This is a genomic window from Morganella sp. TYF_1 (assembly GCF_043105645.1).
Taxonomy (GTDB): Bacteria; Pseudomonadota; Gammaproteobacteria; order Enterobacterales; family Enterobacteriaceae; genus Morganella; species Morganella morganii_B.
This window is the reverse complement of sequence record NZ_JBICLU010000015.1, coordinates 349,500-374,922: the sequence shown is the minus strand read 5'-3', so window position 1 is coordinate 374,922 and position 25,423 is coordinate 349,500. Positions and strand designations below refer to the sequence as shown.

19 protein-coding genes are annotated in these 25,423 nt (G+C 51.3%); 8 read left to right on the top strand and 11 right to left on the bottom strand.

The window, feature by feature from the left end; all coding sequences use genetic code 11:
- Window positions 1-15: 15 nt before the first annotated feature.
- Together sulA and ompA are read left to right on the top strand one after the other, a co-directional pair.
- On the top strand, window positions 16-522 hold the full coding sequence (gene sulA / locus ACF8OF_RS07070) for an SOS-induced cell division inhibitor SulA (RefSeq protein WP_279800763.1): 507 nt from the start codon (window positions 16-18) through the stop codon (window positions 520-522).
- A gap of 350 nt (window positions 523-872) precedes the next feature.
- Window positions 873-1,934: a porin OmpA gene (ompA, locus tag ACF8OF_RS07065; protein WP_262861179.1), complete on the top strand. Its 1,062-nt coding sequence runs from the start codon at window positions 873-875 to the stop codon at window positions 1,932-1,934.
- A gap of 57 nt (window positions 1,935-1,991) precedes the next feature.
- Here ompA and matP read toward each other — a convergent pair whose 3' ends face one another.
- The gene (gene matP, locus ACF8OF_RS07060) at window positions 1,992-2,450 is read right to left on the bottom strand and encodes a macrodomain Ter protein MatP (protein ID WP_279800764.1); all 459 of its coding nucleotides are present in this window, start codon (window positions 2,448-2,450) and stop codon (window positions 1,992-1,994) included.
- A gap of 260 nt (window positions 2,451-2,710) precedes the next feature.
- On the opposite strand from matP, the gene ACF8OF_RS07055 reads away from it, so the two are divergent.
- Window positions 2,711-4,456, top strand: coding sequence for a Lon protease family protein (locus ACF8OF_RS07055; protein WP_262861181.1), 1,746 nt, complete (start codon window positions 2,711-2,713; stop codon window positions 4,454-4,456).
- Window positions 4,457-4,542: 86 nt separating this feature from the next.
- A complete protein-coding gene (gene fabA / locus ACF8OF_RS07050) occupies window positions 4,543-5,061 on the top strand; it encodes a bifunctional 3-hydroxydecanoyl-ACP dehydratase/trans-2-decenoyl-ACP isomerase (RefSeq protein WP_025155194.1) in 519 nt (172 codons plus the stop codon).
- Window positions 5,062-5,129: 68 nt separating this feature from the next.
- On the opposite strand, the gene rmf is transcribed toward fabA, so the two are convergent.
- The 6 genes from rmf to rlmKL form a co-directional block, all read right to left on the bottom strand.
- Entirely contained in the window at window positions 5,130-5,297 is a 168-nt protein-coding gene (gene rmf, locus ACF8OF_RS07045) for a ribosome modulation factor (protein ID WP_015422581.1), read from the bottom strand.
- 346 nt (window positions 5,298-5,643) lie between these two features.
- The gene (gene pqiC, locus ACF8OF_RS07040; protein WP_279798160.1) at window positions 5,644-6,234 is read right to left on the bottom strand and encodes a membrane integrity-associated transporter subunit PqiC; all 591 of its coding nucleotides are present in this window, start codon (window positions 6,232-6,234) and stop codon (window positions 5,644-5,646) included.
- A 1-nt stretch (window position 6,235) separates the two neighbouring features.
- Window positions 6,236-7,885: an intermembrane transport protein PqiB gene (gene pqiB / locus ACF8OF_RS07035; protein WP_025155192.1), complete on the bottom strand. Its 1,650-nt coding sequence runs from the start codon at window positions 7,883-7,885 to the stop codon at window positions 6,236-6,238.
- Window positions 7,875-9,152, bottom strand: a complete 1,278-nt coding sequence (pqiA, locus tag ACF8OF_RS07030; protein ID WP_392496146.1) for a membrane integrity-associated transporter subunit PqiA — start codon at window positions 9,150-9,152, stop codon at window positions 7,875-7,877. Before pqiA ends, pqiB begins: the two co-directional genes overlap by 11 nt.
- Window positions 9,153-9,185: 33 nt before the next feature.
- Window positions 9,186-11,105, bottom strand: coding sequence for an ABC transporter ATP-binding protein (locus ACF8OF_RS07025; protein WP_279798158.1), 1,920 nt, complete (start codon window positions 11,103-11,105; stop codon window positions 9,186-9,188).
- Between the two features lie 8 nt (window positions 11,106-11,113).
- Window positions 11,114-13,228, bottom strand: coding sequence for a bifunctional 23S rRNA (guanine(2069)-N(7))-methyltransferase RlmK/23S rRNA (guanine(2445)-N(2))-methyltransferase RlmL (gene rlmKL, locus ACF8OF_RS07020; protein ID WP_392496290.1), 2,115 nt, complete (start codon window positions 13,226-13,228; stop codon window positions 11,114-11,116).
- Window positions 13,229-13,424: 196 nt separating this feature from the next.
- On the opposite strand from rlmKL, the gene ACF8OF_RS07015 reads away from it, so the two are divergent.
- On the top strand, window positions 13,425-14,495 hold the full coding sequence (locus ACF8OF_RS07015; protein ID WP_392496289.1) for an MOSC domain-containing protein: 1,071 nt from the start codon (window positions 13,425-13,427) through the stop codon (window positions 14,493-14,495).
- A gap of 132 nt (window positions 14,496-14,627) precedes the next feature.
- Here the strand turns inward: ACF8OF_RS07015 and ACF8OF_RS07010 are convergent, their stop codons facing one another.
- The 4 genes from ACF8OF_RS07010 to pepN form a co-directional block, all read right to left on the bottom strand.
- On the bottom strand, window positions 14,628-15,173 hold the full coding sequence (locus tag ACF8OF_RS07010; RefSeq protein WP_025155187.1) for a cell division protein ZapC: 546 nt from the start codon (window positions 15,171-15,173) through the stop codon (window positions 14,628-14,630).
- A 187-nt stretch (window positions 15,174-15,360) separates the two neighbouring features.
- Window positions 15,361-16,371, bottom strand: a complete 1,011-nt coding sequence (pyrD, locus tag ACF8OF_RS07005) for a quinone-dependent dihydroorotate dehydrogenase (protein ID WP_392496144.1) — start codon at window positions 16,369-16,371, stop codon at window positions 15,361-15,363.
- 204 nt (window positions 16,372-16,575) lie between these two features.
- Window positions 16,576-17,805 carry a TPM domain-containing protein gene (locus ACF8OF_RS07000; protein ID WP_392496142.1) on the bottom strand — a complete coding sequence of 410 codons (1,230 nt, stop codon included), beginning with the start codon at window positions 17,803-17,805 and terminating at the stop codon, window positions 16,576-16,578.
- 277 nt (window positions 17,806-18,082) lie between these two features.
- Window positions 18,083-20,701, bottom strand: coding sequence for an aminopeptidase N (gene pepN, locus ACF8OF_RS06995; protein WP_392496140.1), 2,619 nt, complete (start codon window positions 20,699-20,701; stop codon window positions 18,083-18,085).
- Between the two features lie 274 nt (window positions 20,702-20,975).
- On the opposite strand from pepN, the gene pncB reads away from it, so the two are divergent.
- The 3 genes from pncB (at window position 20,976) to ACF8OF_RS06980 (ending at window position 25,225) form a co-directional block, all read left to right on the top strand.
- Entirely contained in the window at window positions 20,976-22,190 is a 1,215-nt protein-coding gene (gene pncB / locus ACF8OF_RS06990; RefSeq protein WP_262863013.1) for a nicotinate phosphoribosyltransferase, read from the top strand.
- A 225-nt stretch (window positions 22,191-22,415) separates the two neighbouring features.
- Window positions 22,416-23,816 (top strand): asparagine--tRNA ligase, encoded by a 1,401-nt coding sequence (gene asnS, locus ACF8OF_RS06985; RefSeq protein ID WP_262864344.1) that lies wholly within the window; start codon window positions 22,416-22,418, stop codon window positions 23,814-23,816.
- 293 nt (window positions 23,817-24,109) lie between these two features.
- Window positions 24,110-25,225 carry a porin gene (locus ACF8OF_RS06980; RefSeq protein WP_279798152.1) on the top strand — a complete coding sequence of 372 codons (1,116 nt, stop codon included), beginning with the start codon at window positions 24,110-24,112 and terminating at the stop codon, window positions 25,223-25,225.
- Window positions 25,226-25,423 lie beyond the last annotated feature (198 nt).

Here is a 25,423-nt window from a genome sequence, read left to right as displayed (position 1 = left end):
TATGTGAGGTTAACTATGCGCCAGCAGGCAACCCGGGAATACATCCCTGTAACACCGGCATCTGTGTCATCCACCCTTGCGGGGGACCACCGTCCGGCCGGAATGGTCAGCGAACTGGTTTATCGCAATAATGATATCGTCCTGACTCATATTCTGCTTCCTTTATTACGTCAGCTTGCCGGGGAGTCCCGCTGGCTGTTATGGCTCTCTCCGGGCGCAAAACTTAACCGTACCTGGTTATCGCAGAATCAGCTGCCGGGTGATAAAGTCATGCAGTTGTCCCGCATTCCGGCAATCAACAGTGTTGCCGCTATGGAGAAAGCGCTCGCCAGCGGTAACTACAGTGTGGTTCTGGGCTGGCTGCCGGCACTGACTGAGCAGGAGAACGCCCGGTTACAGCGCGCTGCGGAACAGGGCGGCTGCCTCGGCTTTATTATGCGCCCGCAGGAATGGCATCATGACAGTGCGCCTGTTACACGACAACTGAATACATTACAAATTCACTCTTTCCCTTATCATTAAGGAAAATTAAGAATATTCTCAGCTTTTTTTACATGCCCGTATCATTTGCTCTGCTTAATTAATAAAATTACACTATTTCAACGTGTTAAGTTAAATATCCAAAGAAATTGACTATTTTGTATGTTTATGAATCAGTACAGTTTTTTACATTTTTTTAGTCGAATTCCGCAGGACAGGCTTGTAACTTTTAAAGTTCGCTGTAGACTTTACACCGTTAAGGTAGTGCTTAAAATTCCCTGTTGGGAGCTATTTACTAAATAGCGCACATAATCCCTGACTATTTTTAAAAACCAAAGGCGAAAATAAGGCTATTTAAGCCAGAGCCAATTTGGATGATAACGAGGCGTAAAATGAAAAAGACAGCTATCGCAGTAGCAGTGGCAGTGGCAGCTTTCGCAAGCGTTGCGCAGGCAGCTCCAAAAGACAATACCTGGTATACCGGTGGTAAATTAGGTTGGTCTCAGTATCAGAATACCGGTAGCACTATCGGTAACACCGGTCCGACTCATAAAGATCAGATCGGCGCTGGTATCTATGCTGGTTATCAGCACAACCAGTACATGGGCTTTGAATTAGGTTATGACTGGTTAGGTCGTATGCCTTACAAAGGTGACGAAAATAACGGCGCATTCAAAGCACAGGGCGTTCAGCTGACTACCAAACTGAGCTATCCGGTAATGGATGACTTAGATGTCTATACCCGTCTGGGTGCAATGGTATGGCGTGCTGATTCCAGCTACTCCACACCAGCTAACCGTACACAAACCACCAATAACGACACAGGTGTTTCACCTCTGTTCGCACTGGGTACTGAGTACGCAATCACCCGTGATATCGCAGCTCGTGTAGAATATCAGTGGATCAACAACATCGGCGATAAAGAAACCACGTTAGCACGTCCTGATAACGGCATGCTGAGTGTTGGTGTTGCTTACCGTTTCGGTCAGGATGAAGTTGCTGCACCAGTTGCAGAACCAGCTCCGGTTGTTGCACCAGTTGTTGAGAACAAACGTTTCACCCTGCGTTCAGACGTTCTGTTCAACTTCAACAAATCTACTCTGAAAGCTGAAGGTCAGGAAGCTCTGAACCAGCTGTTCAACGAACTGGCGTCAATCGATCCGACTCAGGGCAACGTCCTGGTTATCGGTTACACTGACCGCATCGGTTCCCAGAACTACAACCTGCCACTGTCTCAGAAACGTGCACAGAGCGTTGTAGATTACCTGGTCGCTAAAGGCATCCCTGCCGGCAGCATCCGTGCAGAAGGCCGCGGTAAAGAAGATCCTGTCACTGGTAACAAATGTGACAACATCAAACAGCGCGCTGCTCTGATCGAATGTCTGGCTCCGGATCGTCGTGTTGAAATCGAAATCCAGGGCGTAACTGAACAAGTCACTCAGGCTGCTCAGTAAGTTCTGATTCGGTTGCATGATGCAATGAATTGTATAAACCCCATCTCCGGATGGGGTTTATTTTTTGTCTGTTCCCAGCAGGCTTTGCAGATCTTCCTTCAGTGATGTTATCTTCGTCGCGTACTTTTCTTTGCGTTCCGCATCTTCCAGTAACTGCACAATCGTGTCTGATAAGGTACTGCCGCGCCGCTGTGATAACGCGGACAACCGCTGCCAGACCAGAAACTCCAGATCAACCGATTTCTTGCGGGTATGCTGCTGCTCGGCATTAAAATGACGCTTGCGCCGTGCGCGGATAGTCTGGCTCATCCGGTTTGCCAGTCCCGGCGCCATGTGTTTTTGTATCCAGGCGGTCACTTTTACCGGATGTGATTCCAGTTTCAGTAACTGCGCCACCGCCTCTTCTGCCCGGCTTTTTTCCGTATAACGGGTGATCGCCTCACCTTCACGGTATTTTTTGACCAGATAGGCCCACTTCCAGCCACATTCAAGATTCTCTAGTTGCTGATATTTCATGATTTTTCTCAGTGACAGGGTAACACAGACATAAGCATAGCAATATTCGCCGTAAAAAACCGCCCCCCGGCACAATTCTTTCCTGTCAGTACGGGGAAAAATAAACGCCGCGAGGATAGCTATCCGGCCTGCTTACGCGCTACAATGTCCCGCTATTTTCGTTACTATTCAAAGGCGGTGCTGATAACCGCACACTGCGGAGAGCGCCAGATCCTGCCGCAACGATTAAATCCGACATTATCAAAAGCAGACAATACCGAGTGAATATTAAACAGCTGACCTGGCAGGCATTACTGCCTGATGAAAACAGTTACCGCACCATCCTGCAAACCGCGTCTGAACTGCCTGCTCAGCAGGCCGGTATCGTACAGCCGCGTTTGCAGGAAAGCCTGTCACTTTTCAGCCATCCGGCGGCAAAACGCCGTTTTATGCTGGTCAAAAGTGACGAAAGCGAGTGTTATCTGAATACGATAGCGCAATTACTGCCGCCGGAAATCAGAGTCCGGCAAAAGCGTACCATGGGCGGAGAGTACCACTTCGATAATCACAGGTTTGTCTTTACACCGGCGGATAACGGTCACTTTAGTGCTGTACAGCCGTTCGCGGTCTGTGACTGGACAGAACCGGAGCAACTGTTCGGTCAGGTCTATACTCATCATCAGCACGTGCAGTTGCAGCCCGGCATCATTCATCAGGTCAATGGCGGCTTTCTGATCATGTCCCTGCGCAGCCTGCTCGCACAACCACTAATGTGGCTGCGTTTAAAGCAGATGGTCTGCTCACAGCGCTTTGACTGGCTGGCACACACCGAACAACATCCGCTGCCGTTCCCGGTTGACAGCATGCCGCTTGACCTGCGGGTCATTGTGGTGGGCGATCGCCTGAGCCTGGATGAGTTTATGCTCTCTGAGCCTGAACTGAGCGAAGAAGCGTTGTACGGTGAATATGAATTTGATTACCAGCCGGAAGAAACAGAACAGCTGACCGTCTGGTGTCAGTTTGTTAACGGGCTGCTGAAACAAAATCAGCTGCCGCCGCTCAGTGCTGACGGCTGGTATGAACTGCTCCGTCAGGGCATGCGTTTTCAGGAAGATAAAAAGACCCTGCCGCTCGACCTGACATGGCTGACCACCCTGCTGCGCGATGCCGCCACCCTGCTGCCGGCGGATACGATTACGGCTGAAGCACTGCGCAAAATCAAAGATAACCGCAGCTGGCGGCACGGCTATCTGGCCGACCGCGGGCTGGATGAGATTCTTCAGGGTCAGGTATACATCCAGACTCAGGGCAGTGTTGTCGGCCAGATCAACGGATTGTCCGTTCTCCAGTATCCGGGGCACCCGGAAGCGACCGGAGAGCCCTCCCGTATCACCTGTGTGGCACATATCGGTGATGGTGAGTTTGTTGATGTCGAGCGCAAATCAGAGCTTGGCGGTAACATTCACGCCAAAGGCATGATGATTATGCAGGCTTACCTGATTGCGGAGCTTAAACTGGAGCAGCCGTTCCCGTTCTCCACCTCCGTGGTCTTTGAACAGTCCTACGGCGAAGTGGATGGTGACAGCGCCTCTCTGGCTGAGCTGTGCGCCCTTATCAGTGCCCTCTCCTGGCAGCCGGTTGACCAGCAGATCGCCGTGACCGGCTCTGTTGACCAGTTCGGGTTTGTGCAGGCTATCGGCGGCGTGAATGAAAAAATCGAAGGCTTCTTCCGCCTGTGTCAGGCCAGAGGGCTGACCGGTAAACAGGGGGTAATTATCCCGTCCGCCAACGAGCGTCATCTGGTGCTGGCGGATGATGTGGTTGAAGCCGTACGTCAGGGTGAATTCCACATATGGACGGCAGGCCATGTCTCACAGGCAGCCTCACGCCTGATGAATATGCCGTATTATGAAGAAGAAGGTAATCCGTCCGGAGAACACTTGTTAGCTATAATTCAGGATCGGATTTTTCTGGCAAATAATCAGGATAAACCAAGAAACTCGTGGTTTTCCCGCTGGTGGAAATAACACAATTTTTATCTGATCGGACTTGTTCAGCGTACAAGTGTAAGCTATTGTGTAGCCTATCTGATAAACAAGGCAAAGATTGAGTTATGGTCGCAAAACAAGAATCCTACACAAAGCAAGAACTTGAAGCCTCAGGACGGGGCGAACTCTTTGGTGAAAACGGGCCGCCGCTGCCATCCGGCAACATGCTGATGATGGATCGCGTCATTAAAATGAGCGAAACCGGTGGTCATTTTGATAAAGGCTATATCGAAGCTGAGCTGGATATCAAACCTGAGCTGTGGTTTTTCGGTTGCCATTTCGTCAACGATCCGGTCATGCCGGGCTGTCTGGGTCTTGATGCCATGTGGCAGTTAGTCGGTTTTTATCTCGGCTGGCTGGGCGGCGAAGGGAAAGGCCGTGCTCTGGGTGTGGGTGAAGTGAAATTTACCGGTCAGGTTCTGCCGACCTCGAAAAAGGTCACCTACCGCATCCACCTCAAGCGTGTGATCAACCGCAAACTGATCATGGGTATCGGTGACGGCGAAGTCTTTGTTGATGATAAACTGATTTACACCGCAACCGACCTGAAAGTGGGTCTGTTCAAAGACACCAGCGCGTTTTAATCTTTCCTGCCGTGGTGTTATCTGTAAAAAACCTCCGCACGCGGAGGTTTTTTATCCTTCAAACCGGGTTACGCAATGACCGCCCTTTTATCGATGGCCTCGCGCCAGCCTCCCAACCAATGAGAACGTTCGTCAATTTTAAGATACGGGCAACTCTCTTTAGAACGTCCTAAAATACCCGCCTGATAACCTTTGGTTAATGCTCTGGCTAAACGATCACGCTTTTGTCTTTTCATGCCGTTACTTCCCTCATGTTATTCAGTGCTGAAAACAGGTTGATTTTTATTCAACCCATAATAGAAATACGCTTTCGGGGCAGAGTTTGCAAGTAAAGAAGATTCAGGGTGTGTCAGTCCCGCTTTTCATAAAAATACACAATGAAAACAGGGCTGTTATTTTGCCTGCGTAATCAGATTATTAGTTTTCAGGGGACAGTAACGGCCTTCAGAAGGATATACCAGGCGGAATAAGAATCGTTTTAGCGATCAGCAGATTAAGCGGATGAATGTGGCGTGTTTCACAAATTTGTCATTTTAGTGACAATTCACTCTCTGCACCGGTGTACAGAGAGTGAATCTGTCATTACTTACGCAGCTCGTCAGCCACCGATTTTGATACCTGCGCCCAGCCTTCACCCAGTGTGCGTACCAGCGCCGGATAGCCGTTTTCCGCCTGTTCCAGTACCAGATTAAACGGATGGCGGATAACCGCGTCACCGTGGGTGTAAATCCAGCTGCCCGCCACAATCACTTTGCCGTCATAACGACCGTGGAAACCGGTGACCGTGACAGTCAGGGTATCCGGTTTGTTTTCCAGCGGCTGCACTGAAACCAGCCTGTCCGGCAGTGCCTGACTGAGTTCCGTCGTCATCACCTCCAGCAACTGCTGCTCCAGCGGACCTGCCCATAAGTTAGTGCTGCCGATATTGTATTCCACATCACTGGTCTGATAGACAATCCCGGCATTCCCCAGCACGTCCCCGAGCGTGATACGCTGGATCCATAACTGCGGATGACGGTCATCAGCGGCGGTACTGCGGAAGCTGGTCTGTTCACTGCTGCTGTCTGCAGCCACCACCACCGGCAACTGATAATACTGTTTGACCGGAGTGCTGCTGCACCCCGCCAGTACAAAAACGCCCAGGAATGCCAGTGCTTTTGTCAGTTTTTTCATCTTAATTCTTCGCCTTCTTAGGTTGCGGATCCGCCTGCGGCGCGGCTTCAAAGACCAGAGCATTACTCTTGTTATTCAGGGTACGTAATACCGGCTGTAATTCACGCAGAACCTGATCCAGACGCTGCATATCATCAACCAGTTTGTTGTACGCCGGTGAGCCCGGCTGGATCCCCTGCATACTGCGGTTCAGTTCACGCAGTGTGGCCTGCATGTCTTTCGGCAGCGCTTTGAACTCTTTGCTGCTGAGTAACACATTCAGCTCAGACAAGGTTTTCTGTGCTTCCGCGATGGTTTTTTCGCTGGCACGCAGTGTTTCTGTCGCCTGTTTCATCATCGGTTCAATCGGCATGCCGTTGATTTTATCCAGTGCCGCCAGCACTTTCTGTTGCAGCTGCACCAGGCCACCGCTGGTGGTCGGCAGAATGTCATAATCGGCAATCGTCATCGGCGCTTTCCAGGCCGGCTGATCCGGATAGAAATCAAGATCGACATACAATGCACCAGTCAGTAAGTTACCGGATTTCAGAGAAGCCCGCAGCCCCTGCTGTAATGCGGTTTCCAGTTCCTGTGCCAGTTTGAAGTCTTTACCCACATCTTTCTCGAAACGCTCGGGCTCGATATGAATCAGAACCGGGATACGGAAATCCTGATCAAATGTCTGTCCCAGTCCTTTGGCATAAAACGGAACCTGTGCCACGGTCCCGAGACGGATACCACGGAATTCCACCGGTGCCCCCGGAGACAGACCCCGCACGGAGTCAGAGAAGAACAGCAGGTAACTTTTATACTGGGTATACAGTGAGTTTTGTGTGCTCTTCTGATTATCAAACAGCTTAAACAGGGTTTTCGGATTGACTTCCTCACCCGGCTGCCAGCCATCCGGCACATCAAAACTGACGCCGCCGCTGAACAATGTGGAGAGCGAACCGACCTGCACACTCACGCCCTGTGAGGACATGTCAAAGGCAATGCCGCTGTCCTTCCAGAAGCGGGCATTGGTGGTGACCAGTTTGTCATAAGGCGCGTTGATAAAGAGCTCATACTGCATCTCGCGCTCGTCGAGATTAAACTCTGCCGTTTCCACAGAGCCGACACGATAACCACGGAACAGCACCGCATCCCCCGGATTCAGCTGCCCGGCCTGCTGACTGGTTAATATCACGCGGATCCCTTTGGCATCCGGAGAGGCCAGAGGCGGTGAATCGAGCAATTCAAATTCATGACGTTCGCCGCCGGTATTGGCAGGCTGCACCTGAATATACGCCCCGGACAGCAGAGTACCCAGCCCGGAAACCCCTTCACGGCCGACTGTCGGTTTCACCACCCAGAAAACGGTATCTTTGCGCAGAACGTCTTTCATCTCTGCGTTCAGGCGGGCTTTGATGATCACGCGGCTGTAGCTCTGATCCAGCATGACGCTTTCAACCACGCCGACATCCACGCTGCGGCTTTTGATTTTGGTTTTACCGGCTTCAACCCCTTCCGCGTTATAGGTGATCAGGGTGATCTCCGGTCCCTGCCCGCGAAAATGGCTGATAAGGATCCAGGCACCAATCAGTACCGTGACGATGGGAATTATCCAGACCGGTGACCAGCTTTTCAGTTTGCTGACCTTCGCTTCTGTCAAATCATCAGTTTTATCGTTCAACCTGAGGCTCCTTAGCACTCTCCGCCCGTTTTTTTTCAAGCCGATCCCACGTCAGGCGCGGGTCGAACATTTCGGCGGCAATCATTGTCAGAATGACCACCATCGCAAATAAAATCACACCGATATCCGGATAGATACTCATCAGACGCCCCATCCGCACCAGTGCCGCCAGTACGGCTATCACAAACACATCAATCATGGACCAGCGTCCGACAAACTCCACGATTTCATAAATAAAGTGCATCCGGCCGGGATCACGCCAGCCGTGGCCTTTCGCATCCAGGCACAGCCAGCCGATGGCCAGCATTTTCAGGCTCGGCACCATGATACTGGCGATAAAGATCACCATCGCCACCGGATAAGAGCCATCCCCCCACAGCAGAATCACCCCGGCCATAATGGTTGAGCCGAAATCACTGCCGAGGGATTCGGTGATCATAATCGGCAGCAGGTTTGCCGGGATATATAAAATCAGCGAGGTAAACAGCAGCGCCACGGTCAGTTGTAAACTGTTCGGCCGCCGCGCATAACCCCGGCTGCTGCAGCGCGGACACTCATGCATATCTGCCGGCAGAATCGCCTGGCAGGTACCGCACAGCCGCACCCCCTGACACAAACCGCCTTTTCCTGCCTCCAGCGCCACCGGCAGCGGCGGACGCGGTGCAATCCGCTGCCAGACCCAGTGTTTATCCAGGCACTGGAATGCCCGCACCTGCATCACACAGAACAGACAATAAGGCAGAAAACTCACGCCCAGCCCGATATCCCCGTACGCCATCAGTTTCACGAAACTGACCAGCACACCGGCGAGGAAAATTTCCGCCATACACCAGGCCCGCAGCCGGAACAGCAGGCGCGTGACCGGAATGGCCAGCGGAGGCGGCAGACGGATCCCGCTGCACAGTAAGGTAATAGCAAGCAGGCAGAAGGCAGGTACCGCCAGCACAAATCCCATAAAGAACAGTGCCAGCTCACCGTAGTTATCCCCGAACATCACTGACGGGATCTGATAAAGCGTAATTTCGCTTTCAATACCCGCCACTTTCATCGAGACAAACGGAAACATCCCGGCGAGCACAAACATCACCAGGCCGCTGAGGGCATACATCAGCGGCTGACGGCGCGGTTCACGCCAGCGGGCGGCCAGGTGGGTGTGGCAGCGCGGACACTCAGCTTTGGTTCCCCGTTCCAGCTCAGGGATTTCCACCACCAGGTCGCACTGCGGACACAACACCGTGACTGATTCATGTGAATGATGAGCACACACTGTTTCGTTATTTCTCCAAAATCACCGGCGGGATCAGTTCCCGCTCTGCATGGCTTCCAGCGTCTGCCAGCGCTCAAACGCCTCTTCCAGCGCATGCTCTTTCTCTGCCAGCAGTTTCAGCACATTATCTGTTTCATCATGCGGCTGGTTAAAGAATTCAGGCGCACTGACCTGACTTTGCAGTTGCTGAATTTCCTCGTCGAGGGATTCCAGTAATGACGGCAGCTGTTCAAGTTCCCGTTGTAATTTATAACTTAATTTTGCAGATGTATTTGCTTTTTTAATGTTATCTTTACGTTTTTCTTCCGCCGCTTCCGGTTTCGCCGCTTTCGCCGCCGGGGCTTTCAGCGACTGAACCTGTGCCCGCTGCTGCTGTGCATCAAAGTAACCGCCGACAAAACGCCCGATAGTACCATCGCCTTCAAAAATCCAGCATTCGGTCACGCAGTTATCAACAAACTGACGGTCATGGCTGACCAGCAGGACAGTGCCCTGATAGTTATCCACCAGCTCTTCCAGCAGTTCCAGTGTTTCGACATCAAGGTCGTTGGTCGGTTCATCGAGGATCAGCAGATTGCTCGGTTTCAGGAATAATCTTGCCAGCAGCAGGCGGTTGCGCTCCCCGCCGGACAGAGCCCGCACCGGTGTTCTCGCCCGTTTCGGGTGGAACAGGAATTCCTGCAGATAGCCCAGTACATGACGCGGTTTACCGTTGACCAGCACTTCCTGTTTGCCTTCCGCCAGGTTATCCATCACGGTTTTATCCGGATCCAGCGCCGCCCGGTGCTGATCGAAATAGGCCACTTCCAGCTTGGTGCCGATATGCACACTGCCCTCGTCCGGCTGTAAATCACCAAGCATCAGTTTCAGCAGCGTGGTTTTACCGCAGCCGTTCGGGCCGACGAGGGCAATTTTGTCCCCCCGGTTTACCTGGGCACTGAAATGACTGACCAGATTCTTACCGTCAATACCATAACTGATATCATCGATTTCAAAGACGATTTTGCCTGAACGGGTCGCCTCTTCCACCTGCATTTTCGCTTTGCCCATCACCTCACGGCGTTCCGCGCGTTCACTGCGCAGGGCTTTCAGCGCCCGGACACGCCCTTCATTACGGGTACGGCGGGCTTTAATGCCCTGACGGATCCAGACTTCTTCCTGTGCCAGTTTGCGGTCAAATTCCGCATTCTGCATCTCTTCGACACGCAGTGCTTCTTCCTTGGCCACCAGATAATCATCATAACTGCCCGGCCAGGAGGCTAATTTTCCGCGATCCAAATCGATAATCCGTGTCGCCATATTGCGGATAAAGGAACGGTCATGGGAAATAAAGACAATGCTGCCGCTGAAGTTTTTCAGGAAGCCTTCCAGCCACTGGATGGTTTCGATATCCAGGTGGTTAGTCGGTTCATCCAGGAACAGCACTTTCGGCCCGCAGACCAGTGCTCGGCCGAGTGCCGCTTTACGCAGCCAGCCACCGGACAGTGCGGATAATTTTTCATCTGCCGGCAATTCCAGGTGTGCGATCACATCCGCAATCCGGCTGTCGAGCAGCCATAAGTTCTGCGTGTCTAAGATCTCCTGCAATTCCGCCATTTTTGACAGATTTTTATCGCTCGGATCACTTTCCACTAATTTTGAGATCTGATGATATGCCTTGATATGCTGTGCCTGCTCCGCCACCCCTTCGGCAACAAAGTCAAACACCGTGCCTTCCACATCACGCGGCGGATCCTGCTGCAGACGGGCAACAATCAGATCCTGTTCATAGATAACCGTACCGTCATCCAGCGGCTGCTCTTTGGTCAGCACACGCATCAGGGTAGATTTTCCCGCCCCGTTGCGTCCGACCAGGCAGACACGCTCATTTTCTTCGATATGCATCTCCGCATTTTCCAGCAGCGGAGCATCACTGAATGCGAGCCAGGCGCCCGCCATATTAATCAACGACATAATTTCTGTTATTCCTCGCCTGCGTGGCGGATAAGCCAGCAGTTATGGATCTGACGGTTACGGGCAAAATCCTGTGACTGTGTTTTGGCGGTAATTTCCTGAGCAACCAGCCCCAGTGCATCCATACCGTCCTGATCTAATTTAAAACCGCGTTTGTTGTTGGAGAACATCAGCGTACCGCCGCGGCGCAGCATACGTTTCAGATGTTTCATCAGGCTGATGTGATCACGCTGGACATCAAAGGTATCTTCCATCCGTTTCGAGTTGGAGAATGTCGGCGGATCGATAAAGATCAGATCAAACTGTTCCGGAGTCTGCGCCAGCCAGCTCAGGCAATCCGCCTGGATCAGACGGTGCTGTCTGCCGCTCAGGCCGTTGCTTTGCAGATTGCGCTCCGCCCACTCCAGATAGGTGCGTGACATATCCACGGAGGTAGTGCTGCGCGCGCCGCCGAGACCGGCATGAACCGTTGCCGAGCCGGTGTAGGAAAACAGATTGAGGAAGTCTTTACCTTTGCTCATCTGTCCCAGCATTTTGCGGGCAAGACGGTGATCAAGGAACAGGCCGGTATCCAGGTAATCAGTCAGGTTAACCCATAACTGTGCGTTATACTCTTTCACCAGGAAACTGTTCTGTTTCTCCGCCAGTTTTTCATACTGCTGTTTGCCTTTCTGGCGCTGACGGGTTTTCAGGATCAGCTTGTGCGCCGGTAACTCCAGCACGGCCAGTGTCGCGCTGATCACATCGAACAGGCGCTGACGCGCTTTGTTCGGATCCACGGTTTTCGGCGGTGCATATTCCTGCACCACCACATAATCCGCATAACGGTCAACCGCGACATTATACTCAGGCAGATCGGCATCATAAAGGCGATAACATTCGACGCCTTCCTGTTTCGCCCATTTTGCTAATTTCTTTTCGTTCTTACGCAGACGGTTGGCAAAATCTGCCCCGATATCCTGCGCCGTTGCCGGTGGTGTGTCACTTAACTGATAGTTTTTCTGCACACAATCCAGCGGGCCGTTTTTCGCCTTGAATTCACGCTCTGCACGCAATTGCAGGCTGCTGAGCAGTTCCGGGGAAGCACTGAACAATGACAGGCGCCAGCCCGGGAAACGGGTTTTTACCACACGGCCAAACACACTGTGCAGGGCAATCAGCGCCGGTTCGCTTTCCAGACGCTCACCGTACGGCGGGTTGGAAATAATGGTGCCTTTCGGGCCGTCCGGCAGCGGATTTTCCAGTTTGGTGGCATCTTTCTGCTGAAAAGTAATCAGTTTATCCACCCCGGCGCGGCGGGCATTGGCGCGGGCCATATCCAGTACACGTTTATCAGTATCAGAACCGAAGAAACGGGCGGTTGCACTGATCAGACCGGCATTGGCACGTTCACGCGCTTCAGCACGGACAGATTCCCAGACTGCTTTGTCATGGCTGCACCAGGCTTCAAAGCCCCAGTGGTGACGGTTCAGGCCCGGCGCGCAATCAGAGGCTATCATTGCCGCTTCAATCAGCAGGGTGCCGGAGCCGCACATCGGATCGACCATCGGGGTCTCTTTCTGCCAGCCGGAACGCAGAATAATTGCCGCCGCCAGGTTCTCTTTCAGCGGAGCCTGACCAGCCAGTTCGCGGTAGCCGCGGATATGCAGGGAATCCCCGCTCAGGTCGATTGCCAGTGAGGCTTTTTCTTTATTGAGATAGACATTGATACGGATATCCGGCTGCTGTTTTGCCACATCCGGACGCGTGCCGGTTTTGCGGGTAAAGCTGTCAACGATAGCATCTTTGACTTTCAGTGCGCCGTACTGACTGTTGCGGATCTCATCGTTAGTCCCGTTGAAATGCACGGCAAATGTCTTGTCAGCGGAGAACACCGATGGCCAGTCAATGGATTGCACCGCGAGATAAAGATCCATGTCACTATAGACATTAAACTCATTCAGCGGTAATAAAATACGGGATGCCAGACGACTCCACATCAGACACGTGTACATCGTACGCGGCTGCGCCCGGAAGTGAACGCCACCCTGCGTAATACTGAGATCCTCAGCGCCCAGTGTCGCTAATTCATTTTTTAAGAGTTCTTCGAGCCCGCGGGCGGTGCTGGCAAAATACGCGTTCATCATGGTTTACCGTTGAAATAAAAAATTGGAGCGCATTATAGCGGATCCGGGCGGTAAATCATAAAATTGACGTTCACCTTTTTCCGGATAAACCGGGATGCCATTGTGGTATTACTGATAATAACGAAAAGAACGGATAACAATGACGACAACACCCATCACCCTCTCCCGTTTATATACCTTTCCTGTGAAGTCAATGAAGGGTATCCGCCAGTCTCAAAGCCATGCCGGCGAAACCGGACTGAGCTTTGACCGCAATTTTATGATAACGGATGAGACCGGAAAATTTATCACCGCCCGCCGTTATCCGCAGATGGTGCTGTTTACCCCGGTGCTGCTGAGTAACGGAATTTACCTGCGCAGCCCGGAAGGCAGCGGTGCCACGATCCTGTTTGAGGATTTCCGTCCCGATCACCTGCCGTGCGAAGTCTGGGGAAATCATTTCACCTCGCTGCTTGCGCCGGAAAAAATCAATCAGTGGCTGTGTCAGTTCTTTGATATCCCGGTACAGCTGCGCTGGCTCAGCCCGCAATCCACCCGCCGGGTAAAAAAATTCCCGGATACGGCGGTGTCGTTTGCCGATGGTTATCCTTATCTGGTGGTAAACGAAGCGTCTTTCCGCGAAGTGCAGCGCCGCTGCGGTGCCGGTATTAAAATTGAGCAGTTCCGCGGCAATATTATTGTCACCGGTGCGGAGCCGTTTGCGGAAGACCGCTGGAAAACCATTCAGGTCGGTGATGTGGTGTTTGATCTGAAAAAACCGTGCAGCCGTTGTATTCTCACGACCGTCAGTACGGATAAAGGCATTAAGCACCCGGAAATGGAGCCGTTCCACACCCTGCAGACCTTCCGGAAAGCGGCAGAGAATGATGATGTGGATTTCGGCATGAATGCCATTGCCCGCAACAGCGGCGTGATTCAGGTCGGTGATACCGTCACCGTACTGGAAACCCGTGAGCCGCGTCAGTATCAGGAGCAAATCGTTGAGAAAGTGCAGGCCGCCCCTGCACAGCCGGAAACGGCTCTGGAACTGACATTCAACGGAAAATTGTACCCGGTGAATAATCAGCATGTCTTACTGGAGCAGCTGGAAGGCCATCAGGTCAATATTCCGTACTCCTGCCGGGCCGGTGTCTGCGGCTGCTGCAGAGTCACACTGGTCTCCGGTGACGTCACTCCGCTGAAAGCCGGGGCAATAAAAGAGAACGGTGATATTCTGGCGTGCAGCTGTGTTCCGAAAACCAATATTACGATCCGCCACGGATAACTGAAAAAAATACCCCCGGCAGATAAACCACCGGGGGTATTTCAGCTAAATGGATCACTTATTAACAATAAGGATCCATTGTGGATCATGTAACATTACCCGATCCTGATAATGATCGTTTACCGGACAGCCTCAGACAGCTCTGTCCATTAATAAACGCCGTGTTACCGGGGTTCTTGGCAATAAACGATCATTCATGATCTTGATCGGATCACAAAAACACATGCTCCGATCGTGTAATTCAAGTACCGGATCAACCAGCAGACATAAACTGGCACTTTCCCCTGCTTCCGCCACAATAAAGTTGCTGCGCTGACGATTGTTACCCGCCACCACTTCAACCAGCTGCCCCTGCTCCGGTTTTGTCATTGCGCAAAACAATGAAAAATACCAGCTCTTCGGCATTTGCGGCTTTAAAAAACGCGATGCAATTAACGCATTCAATGTTAATTCAGCACACTGTTGTGCCGGAATATCTAATTTTTTAATCTGTTCTTCAAAGATAAAAAATAACGCGGCATCATCAACAGAAAACGGGCTGTGACACCGTGCATACGGTGCCAGCAGGCGTGGTGCAAAATGGGAGCGGAATACCATTCCGTTGGCAAGATCCAGCATAATACGCTCATGCGTATCATCGTAATACCACTGCCATTGATCGTCAGGTTTTATTTTCATCTGATCACATTCCCGGCTAATACCTGATTAGCGATTTATATTTTTACTACACATTAAATAAAATAATTAAAAGTAATTGTTTACTTTAACGTGCATTGCCTGCCAGTCACAATTTTTCAGGCAACATCTGAAAATATAGAAGAAACAGGGGGAAAAATAAACCCCCTGACAGGAATAATAGTGAAAATTACAGGCTATTTACAATATTTTTTATTAATTTTGGCCCGTGGTAGATAAATCCTGAATAGATTTGGATCAATGATGCACCTGCGTCCATTTTTTCCCGGGCGGCAACGAGGGAATCTATTCCGCCGACACCGATGATCGGTAATTTTCCGTTCAGCTCTTTCGATAATAAACGGATAATTTCCGTGCTCTTACTCTGCACCGGACGGCCACTTAATCCGCCGGTTTCATTGCAGTGATTTAATCCCTGTACTAATGAGCGGTCTAATGTGGTATTGGTGGCAATCACACCATCAATATTATGGCGAATCAGACTGTCAGCGACCTGAATTAATTCTTCCTCTGTTAAATCCGGGGCAATTTTCACCGCGACAGGGACATATTTTCCGTGTTTCTGATGCAGTTCCTGCTGCTTTATTTTTATTGCTGACAGCAGGTCATCCAGCATATCGCCGTATTGCAGTGTCCGTAATCCCGGGGTATTCGGTGAGGAAATATTAACAGCGATATATCCGGCATGGGTATACACTTTATCCATACAAATCAGATAGTCGTCTTTCCCCTGCTCAACCGGCGTATCTTTATTTTTGCCGATATTAATTCCCAGAATACCACCGAAACGAGCCTGTTTAATATTTTCAACCAGGTTATCCACCCCGAGATTATTAAATCCCATCCGGTTAATTAACCCTTCTGCCTCGACAATACGAAACAGACGTGGCTTATCATTTCCCGGCTGTGGTTTCGGGGTGACCGTACCGACCTCAACAAAACCAAAACCCATGGCGTCAAACGCGTCAATACATTCACCGTCTTTATCAAGACCGGCGGCTAATCCGAGCGGGTTTTTAAAAGAGAGTCCCATGCACTGAACGGGTTTGGTAGCGACATGCTGCTGAATAAGAAAACGGAAAGGAGAGCGGGAAAGACGTTTAAGCTGGTGAAAGGTGAATTCGTGGGCACGTTCCGGATCAAGGCGGAACAGAGCCTTCCTGACTAGCGGATAATACATCTTAAATACCTTTTGCTATAGATATGTGTTTTCGGCACAACACGCCGTACCGGGCAATTTCTCTGTAACAAAATAGGTCGTGAATCATAGCTGAAACAGCGGGAGCCTATCTCAGGCGGCTATAATAGGTGAAATGCGTCCGTTCTGCACGGCTTTTTTACGCAGTATATGACGCACACTTTTTGTGCGCCATATACTGTCAGATTACCAGCGACCGGATGCCCCGCCGCCCCCGCTGCGTCCGCCGCCGCCGGATGAGGATCGGCTGCTGCCGCCGCTGTAACCACTGCCGCCGCTGCGGAATCCGCCGCCGCCGCCGCGACCACCACGACCACCTCCGCCTCCGCCTCCGCCCCCTGATTTAACAATGCCGAGATAGTTGCCGATGCCCATAAACAGACCTAATCCGCCCCCGCACAGCAGTGCAAAAGCCGGGCTGCCGCCGTACGACAAACCAAAAATAAACCCGAAAAGCGTGCCGACAGCACCAAAGCCGATGGCCATACGCATTTTTTTTGTTTTCACCACTTTTCCGATCAGCCAGATAGCCCCGCCCAGGCAGAGCAGAAACAGGAAAACGACGGCGATAAACATCGTGAAAGTGAGGACGATAACCAGCCAGAACGGCAAAATTTTCAGGAACAGGAACTGACTCCAGCGCGGTAATTCCTCACAGAGAAAATCTTCCCCGAAATGGATACCGTTTCCGGCCGGGTTATTAAAGCCCCCGGCGTACCAGGTCAGATAAAGAATAATGGCGATCGGGATCGCGGCTTTCAGTTTAAAACGCTTCACCATGCCATACAGGAAAGCCACCCACAGATACGCACTCGCCGCCAGTACCACACCGAGGACAATATCGATCCAGCCAACGGGCTCTGCCTGTTTGGCGATAAAAAATGCCGGCGTGGTGACCGGCGGCAGCGGTTCATTACGGACTTTGGCAATCAGGGCATCAACGGTATCATTAATACCACCGGCATAATTCCCCATTTTAAAATTCGGAATGAAATAATCATTAAGGATACGGTTTGCCGCCGCATCACTGACCGCCCCTTCCAGCCCGTACCCGACCTCAATCCGCATCGCGCGGTCATCCACCGCCACCAGCAGCAAAATACCATCATCGATACTGATACGCCCCAGCCGCCATTTGTTAAAGACTTTTTCCGCATAACTTTCAATATCACGCGTTCCGGTCGTTTTCACAGTCAGTACCGCAATCTGTGCGCCGGTCCGGGCCCGCAATGTATTCAGTTTCTGCTCAATACTGCTGCGCTCAGCATCGGTCAGTAATCCGGCGGTATCAGTCACCGCCCCCTGCATACGGGGAAATGTCTCCGTCTGAGCAAATGCCGTCACAGCAAAAAACAGTAAAAACAGGGAAAACAACCCCTGTAACCAGCGACTGCACCGGTTTATTTCATTTCTCATCACGAAATCCTTTCTTTTATATACAGGTCGTCATTGGCCTGAGTTTACCGTATCCGGTAAAAAATAACGCCCTGTTACTGTGACAATATATTGCAGTACAAAAAAAACACCTCCGGAGAGGTGTTTTGTCTGTATCAGCTTCAGTGAAGTCGCTGACAGCGGGCAAAAACGAAAAGTCGCTGTAAATACCTCCCTGTACGCTCATGCGCGTCATCCATGACGCGCATGCTTTTCGTTTCTCTGCCCACTATCGCTCCTTTATCCGCAAAAGCAATGATCAATTCTCATCCAGTGCCTTGGTGATTTTCTCGAACAGATCACCGGAGAGATTATCCAGCCCTTTCAGACGCAGCAGTGCATCACGCATTTTGCTCTGACGGTTATCGTCATAACGTTTCAGGCGGATCAGCGGCTCGATCAGACGTGATGCCACCTGCGGGTTACGGCTGTTCAGATCACAGAGGATCTCCGCCAGGAATTCATAGCCTTTACCGGACTTATCATGGAACGCTTTCGGGTTATTCATCACAAACGCACCGACCAGTGAGCGCACCCGGTTCGGGTTCGCCATAGTGAAAGAGCGGTGGGTGAGCAGTGATTTCACATTATCCAGTACATCCGCATCCGGACGGGTGGCCTGAAGCATAAACCACTTGTCCATCACCAGACCATCCTGATGCCATTTGTTATCGTAATCCGCCAGCAGGTTATCGCGGCACGGCAGCACAGCTTTCACCGCCGCCGTCAGCGCCGCCAGGGAATCGGTCATATTGTCGGCCTGCGCATACTGCTGCGACACACGCTTATCTGCCTGTGCTTTGTCCTCATCCAGCGCCAGATAGCCCAGACAGACATTGCGCAGATCGCGTTTTGCAATATCCGCATGATCGATTTGGTATGCCCCGGTTTTCATGCTGACATACACCGCATATAACTCATCTGCCAGTTCACGGGCAAATGTACCGGCAATAAAGGTCATTACCGCATTGATCGCATCCGGATCCACCACCGGGAACCATTCCGCAACTTCGGTTTCTGACGGCAGGGTCAGAATCTGAGCCGCCAGCGCCGGATCGATCTGCTCATCAAGCAGCACCGCACGGAAAGCATCGGTTACCCCTTCCGGTAACTGTAAATCTTCACCAGCCTGACAGCGGCGGATGTTTTCCTTTATATGTAATGCCAGCAGAGACTGCGCGGCATCCCAGCGGGCAAATTCATTGCGGGCGTGCTGCATCAGGAATGCCAGCTGTGCATCGGTATACGGATAATCCACTTTCACCGGCGCGGAAAATTCACGGAACAGTGACGGTACCGGCTTTTCACTGACATCATCAAAGGTGAAGGTCTGCTCATCACGGGTAATATTCAGTACGGAATGAACCGGCTCCCCTTCATGGCGCAGCGGGATCACATCACCGTTGCTGCCGTACAGTTCGATATCAAACGGAATGTGCAGCGGCTGTTTGTCCTGCTGATCCGGTGTCGGCGGGGTCATCTGAGTCACATGCAGCTGATACTGTTTTTTATCCGCATCATAACTGTCACGTACCGTCACCAGCGGTGTGCCGGACTGGCTGTACCAGCGACGGAACAGAGTGAGATCGACATTCGATGCATCTTCCATCGCCTGCACAAAATCATCACAGGTCGCGGCGCTGCCGTCATGGCGGTGAACATAAAGCTGCATCCCCGCCTGAAACTGCTCTTCGCCGAGCAGCGTGTGGATCATGCGGATCACTTCTGAGCCCTTCTCATACACGGTCAGCGTATAGAAGTTATTCATTTCAATGACTTTGTCCGGACGGATCGGGTGCGCCATCGGACCGGCATCCTCGGCAAACTGAGCGGCACGCATCACGCGGACATTATTAATACGGTTGACCGGGCGGGAGCCGAGGTCGGAGCTGAATTCCTGGTCACGGAAAACGGTCAGCCCTTCTTTCAGGCTGAGCTGGAACCAGTCACGGCAGGTGATGCGGTTACCGGTCCAGTTATGGAAATATTCATGACCGATAACGGATTCAATCCCGAGATAATCTTTGTCTGTCGCCGTTTCATTCTTCGCCAGCACATATTTGGAGTTAAAGACGTTCAGTCCTTTATTCTCCATCGCGCCCATATTGAAGAAATCGACAGCCACAATCATATAGATGTCGAGGTCATATTCGAAACCAAAGCGCTCTTCATCCCATTTCATGGCATTTTTCAGGGAGGTCATCGCCCAGCCGGCACGATCAAGGTTGCCTTTGTCGACAAACAGTTCCAGCGCCACATCACGACCGCTGCGGGTGGTGAAAATATCGCGCAGCACATCAAAATCACCGGCCACCAGCGCAAACAGGTAACTTGGTTTCGGGAACGGATCTTCCCATTTCACCCAGTGTTTATCCCCGGATACCCCGGCATCAATCCGGTTACCGTTGGATAACAGATACGGATAACGGGCTTTGTCCGCCGTGATCCGGGTGGTGTAACGCGCCAGCACATCCGGACGATCAAGGTAATACGTGATATGACGGAAGCCTTCCGCCTCACACTGTGTGCAGAGTGCATCACCGGACACATACAGCCCTTCAAGTGCGGTATTTTCCGCCGGGCTGATTTCATTAATAATTTGCAGGGTGAATTGTTCAGGCACATTCTGAATGTGCAGCGAACCGGATTCTTCACGGTAATCTGACCAGACTTTGCCATCAATGGTCAGTTGCTTCAGCGTCAGCCCCTCACCGGCAAGTACCAGCTCAGAGGCGTTGTCATTCAGGCGCTTCACCTGACTGACGGCAGTCACCACTGTCGTCTGCGGGTCGAGCGCAAAATCGAGATCAATATGGGTAATGGTATAGTCAGGAGCCCGATAGTCCTGACGATACTTCGCCTGCCGCTGTTGTGTCATGATTTTCTCTTCACTGTTTTATTAAATGATTACAATTACGCTGTTCTTAGGCTCTCATAATTCAGGCGCCGTGGTAAACGAAATTTTAGCAGTTTGTGATACGCCCTGATTTCCTGACGGTGCGGTGCCGCATCAGATATGAATAAAATGTTAACAAATAATGTGATTGCACGCTGAACATCACGCACAGGGAAAATAACGTGTTACTATACGCAGACAATAGTAAGCTATAACCTGTTTAGGTTGATTGCTCCGTGAGGATGCTGAAAGCGCCATGAATTCAGAAGCAACCCCGATTATCACATCACTGCTGGATACCGATGCGTATAAGCTGCATATGCAGCAGGCAGTGTTCCATCATTACCGCTCAATTCCGGTGGTCGCGGAATTCCGCTGCCGGAGCAGCAAACGGCTGGGGCAGTACGCAGATGAACTGCGCCGCCGGGTGGCAATGATGTCAGAGCTGTCAGTCAGTGATGACGAGTACAACTATCTGGCCCGCCTGCCGTTCTTTTCGGCGGACTATCTCGCCTGGTTCCGTCAGTTCCGGTTTGACCCGTCACAGGTGGATATCCGCTGTGACAGCAGCGGTCAGCTGGCTATCCGTATCCGCGGTCCGTGGGTGGACGTTATCCTGTGGGAAGTGCCGCTGCTGGCGCTGATCAGTGAACTCGTTCACCGTCATGAATCACCGCAGGTCACGCCGGAAGATGCCGTTATCCGTCTGCGTGAGCTGGTGGCGCGTTTTTATCAGGATGCAGAGCAGGCCGGAATTGACCTCAGCCGCTTTAAACTGATGGATTTCGGCACCCGCCGCCGTTTCTCTTTTGATGTTCAGAAAGCCATTGTCACAGAACTGAAACAGCATTTCCCGTATCTGGTCGGCACCAGCAATTACCTGCTGGCGGAAGAACTCGATCTGGAGCCGGTCGGCACCCAGGCACATGAATGGTTCCAGGCACATCAGCAAATCAGCGCAGAACTGGCCAACAGCCAGCGCGCCGCTCTCCAGACCTGGCTTGATGAATATCCGGATCAGCTGGGTGTCGCCTTAACAGACTGCATCACCATGGATGCTTTCCTGCGCGATTTCGATGCTCCGTTTGCCCGCGCCTACCAGGGTCTGCGCCACGATTCCGGGGATCCGGTGGAATGGGGCGAAAAAGCGATTGCTCACTATGAAAAGCTGGGTATCGACCCGATGAGCAAAACCCTGGTCTTTTCAGACAACCTGGATTTCCGCAAAGCCCTCGCGCTTTATGCCCATTTCTGTGACCGGATAAACCTGGTGTTTGGTATCGGCACCCGCCTGACCTGCAATATCCCGGATGTTGAGCCGCTCAATATTGTTATCAAGCTGGTGGAATGCAACGGCAAACCGGTCGCCAAGCTCTCTGACAGCCCCGGCAAAACCATCTGTGAAGATGATGAATTTGTCGATAAACTGCGCCGCGCATTTGATATTCCCCACGTTCAGCGCGCCTGCTGATCCCGCCTTTTATACGCCATCCCCCGGAGAACAGAAAAAGACGGTTATTTTTTCTGTTTTTCGGGCGGTTAATCCCCAATTTCTGCTTGTTTCCTGAGAGTGAGCAAGTAACATAGTGAGATTGCCCGTTTGACGGCAACTGATGACTATTCTGTTACTCACATCTCAGAGGATGGCGGGTAACGCGTGTAACAGACCTATATATAAGAAGAGAGAGTTTCCACTATGAGCATAGCGCCTGTGGTCGATGTACTGCAAGGCCGTGTACCTGTTGACAGCGAAGTCACGGTACAGGGTTGGGTCCGTACAAGGAGAGATTCAAAAGCCGGGATCTCATTCCTCGCCGTCTACGACGGTTCCTGCTTTAATCCGGTACAGGCCGTCATCGAAAGTAATTTACCTAATTATAATGATGAAGTGCTTCATTTAACGGCGGGCTGTTCTGTCGAAGTCACCGGGAAAGTGGTTGCTTCCCCGGGTCAGGGACAAAGCTTTGAAATTCATGCCTCACAGGTTCGTGTGGTTGGTATGGTTGATGATCCGGATACCTACCCGATGGCGGCAAAACGTCACTCTGTTGAGTATCTGCGTGAAGTGGCACACCTGCGTCCGCGCACTAACCTGATTGGCGCAGTTGCCCGTGTCCGTCATACCTTATCCCAGGCATTACACCGTTTCTTTGATGAGCAGGGTTTCTTCTGGGTATCCACCCCGCTGATCACCACCTCTGATACCGAAGGTGCCGGTGAAATGTTCCGCGTCTCTACGCTGGATTTCCACAACCTGCCGCGTAACGACAAAGGCGAAGTGGATTTCAGCGAAGACTTTTTCGGCCGGGAAGCCTTCCTGACCGTCTCCGGTCAGCTGAACGGTGAAGCTTATGCCTCCGCACTGAGCAAAATCTACACCTTTGGTCCGACGTTCCGTGCGGAAAACTCCAACACCAGCCGTCACCTGGCGGAATTCTGGATGGTCGAGCCGGAAGTGGCGTTTGCCAACCTGGATGATGTTGCCGGTCTGGCTGAAGCCATGCTGAAATATGTCTTCAAAGCGGTTCTGGAAGAGCGCCGTGACGATCTCGAATTCTTTGCTGAGCGTATTAATAAAGAAGCCATCGAACGTCTGGAGCGTTTTGTCACTTCCGATTTCGCACAGGTTGATTACACCGATGCGATCAACATCCTGGAAAACTGCGGCAAAACCTTTGAAAACGAGGTGTACTGGGGCGTGGATATGTCCTCTGAGCACGAGCGTTACCTGGCGGAAGAACACTTCAAAGCTCCGGTTGTCGTTAAAAACTACCCGAAAGCCATCAAAGCCTTCTATATGCGTGAAAACGAAGATGGCAAAACCGTGGCAGCGATGGACGTGCTGGCACCGGGGATCGGTGAAATTATCGGGGGTTCCCAGCGTGAAGAGCGTCTGGACAAACTCGATGCCCGCTTTGATGAACTAGGTATGAATAAAGAAGATTACTGGTGGTACCGTGATCTGCGCCGCTACGGCACTGTACCGCATGCCGGTTTCGGTCTGGGTTTTGAACGTTTGGTCTCATATGTGACGGGTGTCTCAAATATCCGTGAAACCATCCCGTTCCCGCGTACCCCGCGCAGCGCCACATTCTGATTTTCATCAAAAATATTGAATGTAAAAAGCCGGCCTTCAGGTCGGCTTTTTTTATGTCTGGTGATCTTACTGTTCAAAAAGTTCCCAATTATTTACATTTTGAAATGCTTTCTTGCCATTTGTTACTGATTCTTCGTTTTTGTAGCACTTTCAGGGTAGATAAAATATTTTACCAATGGAACACTGGTCGCCGACACAGACGACACTAAACTCTCATAAATAGTTCCAAATTTTTTTCAGAACTATTTCTGGCAGTGGCAGGTGTCCGAATAACACCAATGAGGGTAATAATAATGAAACGCAATATTCTTGCAGTGGTTATCCCGGCTCTGTTAGTTGCTGGTGCAGCAAACGCAGCTGAAATCTACAACAAAGACGGCAACAAAGTAGACCTGTACGGTAAAGTTGACGTTCGTCACATGTTCGCTAAGTCTGATGACAACGGCGACAAAGAAGATGGCGACGATTCACGCGTTCGTTTCGGCATCAAAGGTGAAACTCAGATCACTGACCAGCTGACCGGTTTCGGTCGTTTCGAGAACGAAATCAAAACCAACAACGTTGAAGGCGACAACGCTAATAAAGTACGTTTAGCCTACGCTGGTTTCAAATTCGCTGAATTCGGTTCAATCGACTACGGCCGTAACTACGGTGTGGTATATGACACTGCAGCATGGACCGACGTTCTGCCACTGTTCGGTGGCGACACCATGGCTCAGACCGATATCTACATGACTGGTCGTGCAGCTAACCTGCTGACCTATCGTAACACTGATATGTTCGGTTACGTTGATGGCCTGAACTTCGCTCTGCAGTATCAGGGTGCTAACGACGAAAACTCAATTTCTGGTCGTGAAGGCGTTAAAGCCAATGGCGACGGTTACGGTTTCTCTACCGCTTATGACCTGGGCTGGGGTGTGACTCTGGGTGCTGGTTACTCTAACTCTGCACGTACTATTGCTCAGCAGAATGGTCTGGGCGGTGCTGATGGTAAACGTGCTGAAGCATGGAACGTTGGTGCTAAATACGACGCTAACAACCTGTACCTGGCCGCTCTGTACGGTGAAACCCGTAACATGACTAAGTACGGTAAAAATGATTTAACTGGTGCTGATTTCATCGCTAACAAAACTCAGAACATTGAATTAGTTGCTCAGTACCAGTTCGACTTCGGTCTGCGTCCATCCATCGCTTACCTGCAGTCTAAAGGTAAAGACCTGAACAACGGTACTAAAGGCAGCGAAGACCTGGTTAAATACATCGACCTGGGTGCTTACTACTACTTCAACAAAAACATGTCTGCAGTCATTGATTATAAAATCAACCTGCTGGACAACGACGACTTCACCCGTGGTTCACACATCAACACCGGTGACGTTGTTGGTTTAGGTCTGACCTACCAGTTCTGATTTAGCGTTTACGCTGAATTGAATACAAAACCCACGGTATACCGTGGGTTTTTTGTTATCTGTATATCCTTATTCATTCAAACTACAGGTTCGTTGGCTGCACTCAGCCAGCCGGGTCACATACTAATGTATGCTCCCCATCTGTCTTCCTTTGCCGCCTTCCTGTAACTTGAATGACGTTGGATATATAACCCGTTT

Excerpts from the sequence above, each read along its gene's own strand:
- rlmKL (WP_392496290.1), bottom strand. The coding sequence starts at position 13,228 with ATGAACGCGTATTTTGCCAGCACCGCCCGCGGGCTCGAAGAACTCTTA.
- ACF8OF_RS07025 (WP_279798158.1), bottom strand. The coding sequence starts at position 11,105 with ATGTCGTTGATTAATATGGCGGGCGCCTGGCTCGCATTCAGTGATGCT.
- ACF8OF_RS07010 (WP_025155187.1), bottom strand. The coding sequence starts at position 15,173 with ATGAAAATAAAACCTGACGATCAATGGCAGTGGTATTACGATGATACG.
- rmf (WP_015422581.1), bottom strand. The coding sequence starts at position 5,297 with ATGAAAAGACAAAAGCGTGATCGTTTAGCCAGAGCATTAACCAAAGGT.
- sulA (WP_279800763.1), top strand. The coding sequence starts at position 16 with ATGCGCCAGCAGGCAACCCGGGAATACATCCCTGTAACACCGGCATCT.
- ACF8OF_RS07015 (WP_392496289.1), top strand. The coding sequence starts at position 13,425 with ATGAAGGGTATCCGCCAGTCTCAAAGCCATGCCGGCGAAACCGGACTG.
- pepN (WP_392496140.1), bottom strand. The coding sequence starts at position 20,701 with ATGACACAACAGCGGCAGGCGAAGTATCGTCAGGACTATCGGGCTCCT.
- pyrD (WP_392496144.1), bottom strand. The coding sequence starts at position 16,371 with ATGTATTATCCGCTAGTCAGGAAGGCTCTGTTCCGCCTTGATCCGGAA.
- fabA (WP_025155194.1), top strand. The coding sequence starts at position 4,543 with ATGGTCGCAAAACAAGAATCCTACACAAAGCAAGAACTTGAAGCCTCA.
- ACF8OF_RS07000 (WP_392496142.1), bottom strand. The coding sequence starts at position 17,805 with ATGAGAAATGAAATAAACCGGTGCAGTCGCTGGTTACAGGGGTTGTTT.
- pncB (WP_262863013.1), top strand. The coding sequence starts at position 20,976 with ATGAATTCAGAAGCAACCCCGATTATCACATCACTGCTGGATACCGAT.
- matP (WP_279800764.1), bottom strand. The coding sequence starts at position 2,450 with ATGAAATATCAGCAACTAGAGAATCTTGAATGTGGCTGGAAGTGGGCC.
- ACF8OF_RS06980 (WP_279798152.1), top strand. The coding sequence starts at position 24,110 with ATGAAACGCAATATTCTTGCAGTGGTTATCCCGGCTCTGTTAGTTGCT.
- asnS (WP_262864344.1), top strand. The coding sequence starts at position 22,416 with ATGAGCATAGCGCCTGTGGTCGATGTACTGCAAGGCCGTGTACCTGTT.
- pqiC (WP_279798160.1), bottom strand. The coding sequence starts at position 6,234 with ATGAAAAAACTGACAAAAGCACTGGCATTCCTGGGCGTTTTTGTACTG.
- ompA (WP_262861179.1), top strand. The coding sequence starts at position 873 with ATGAAAAAGACAGCTATCGCAGTAGCAGTGGCAGTGGCAGCTTTCGCA.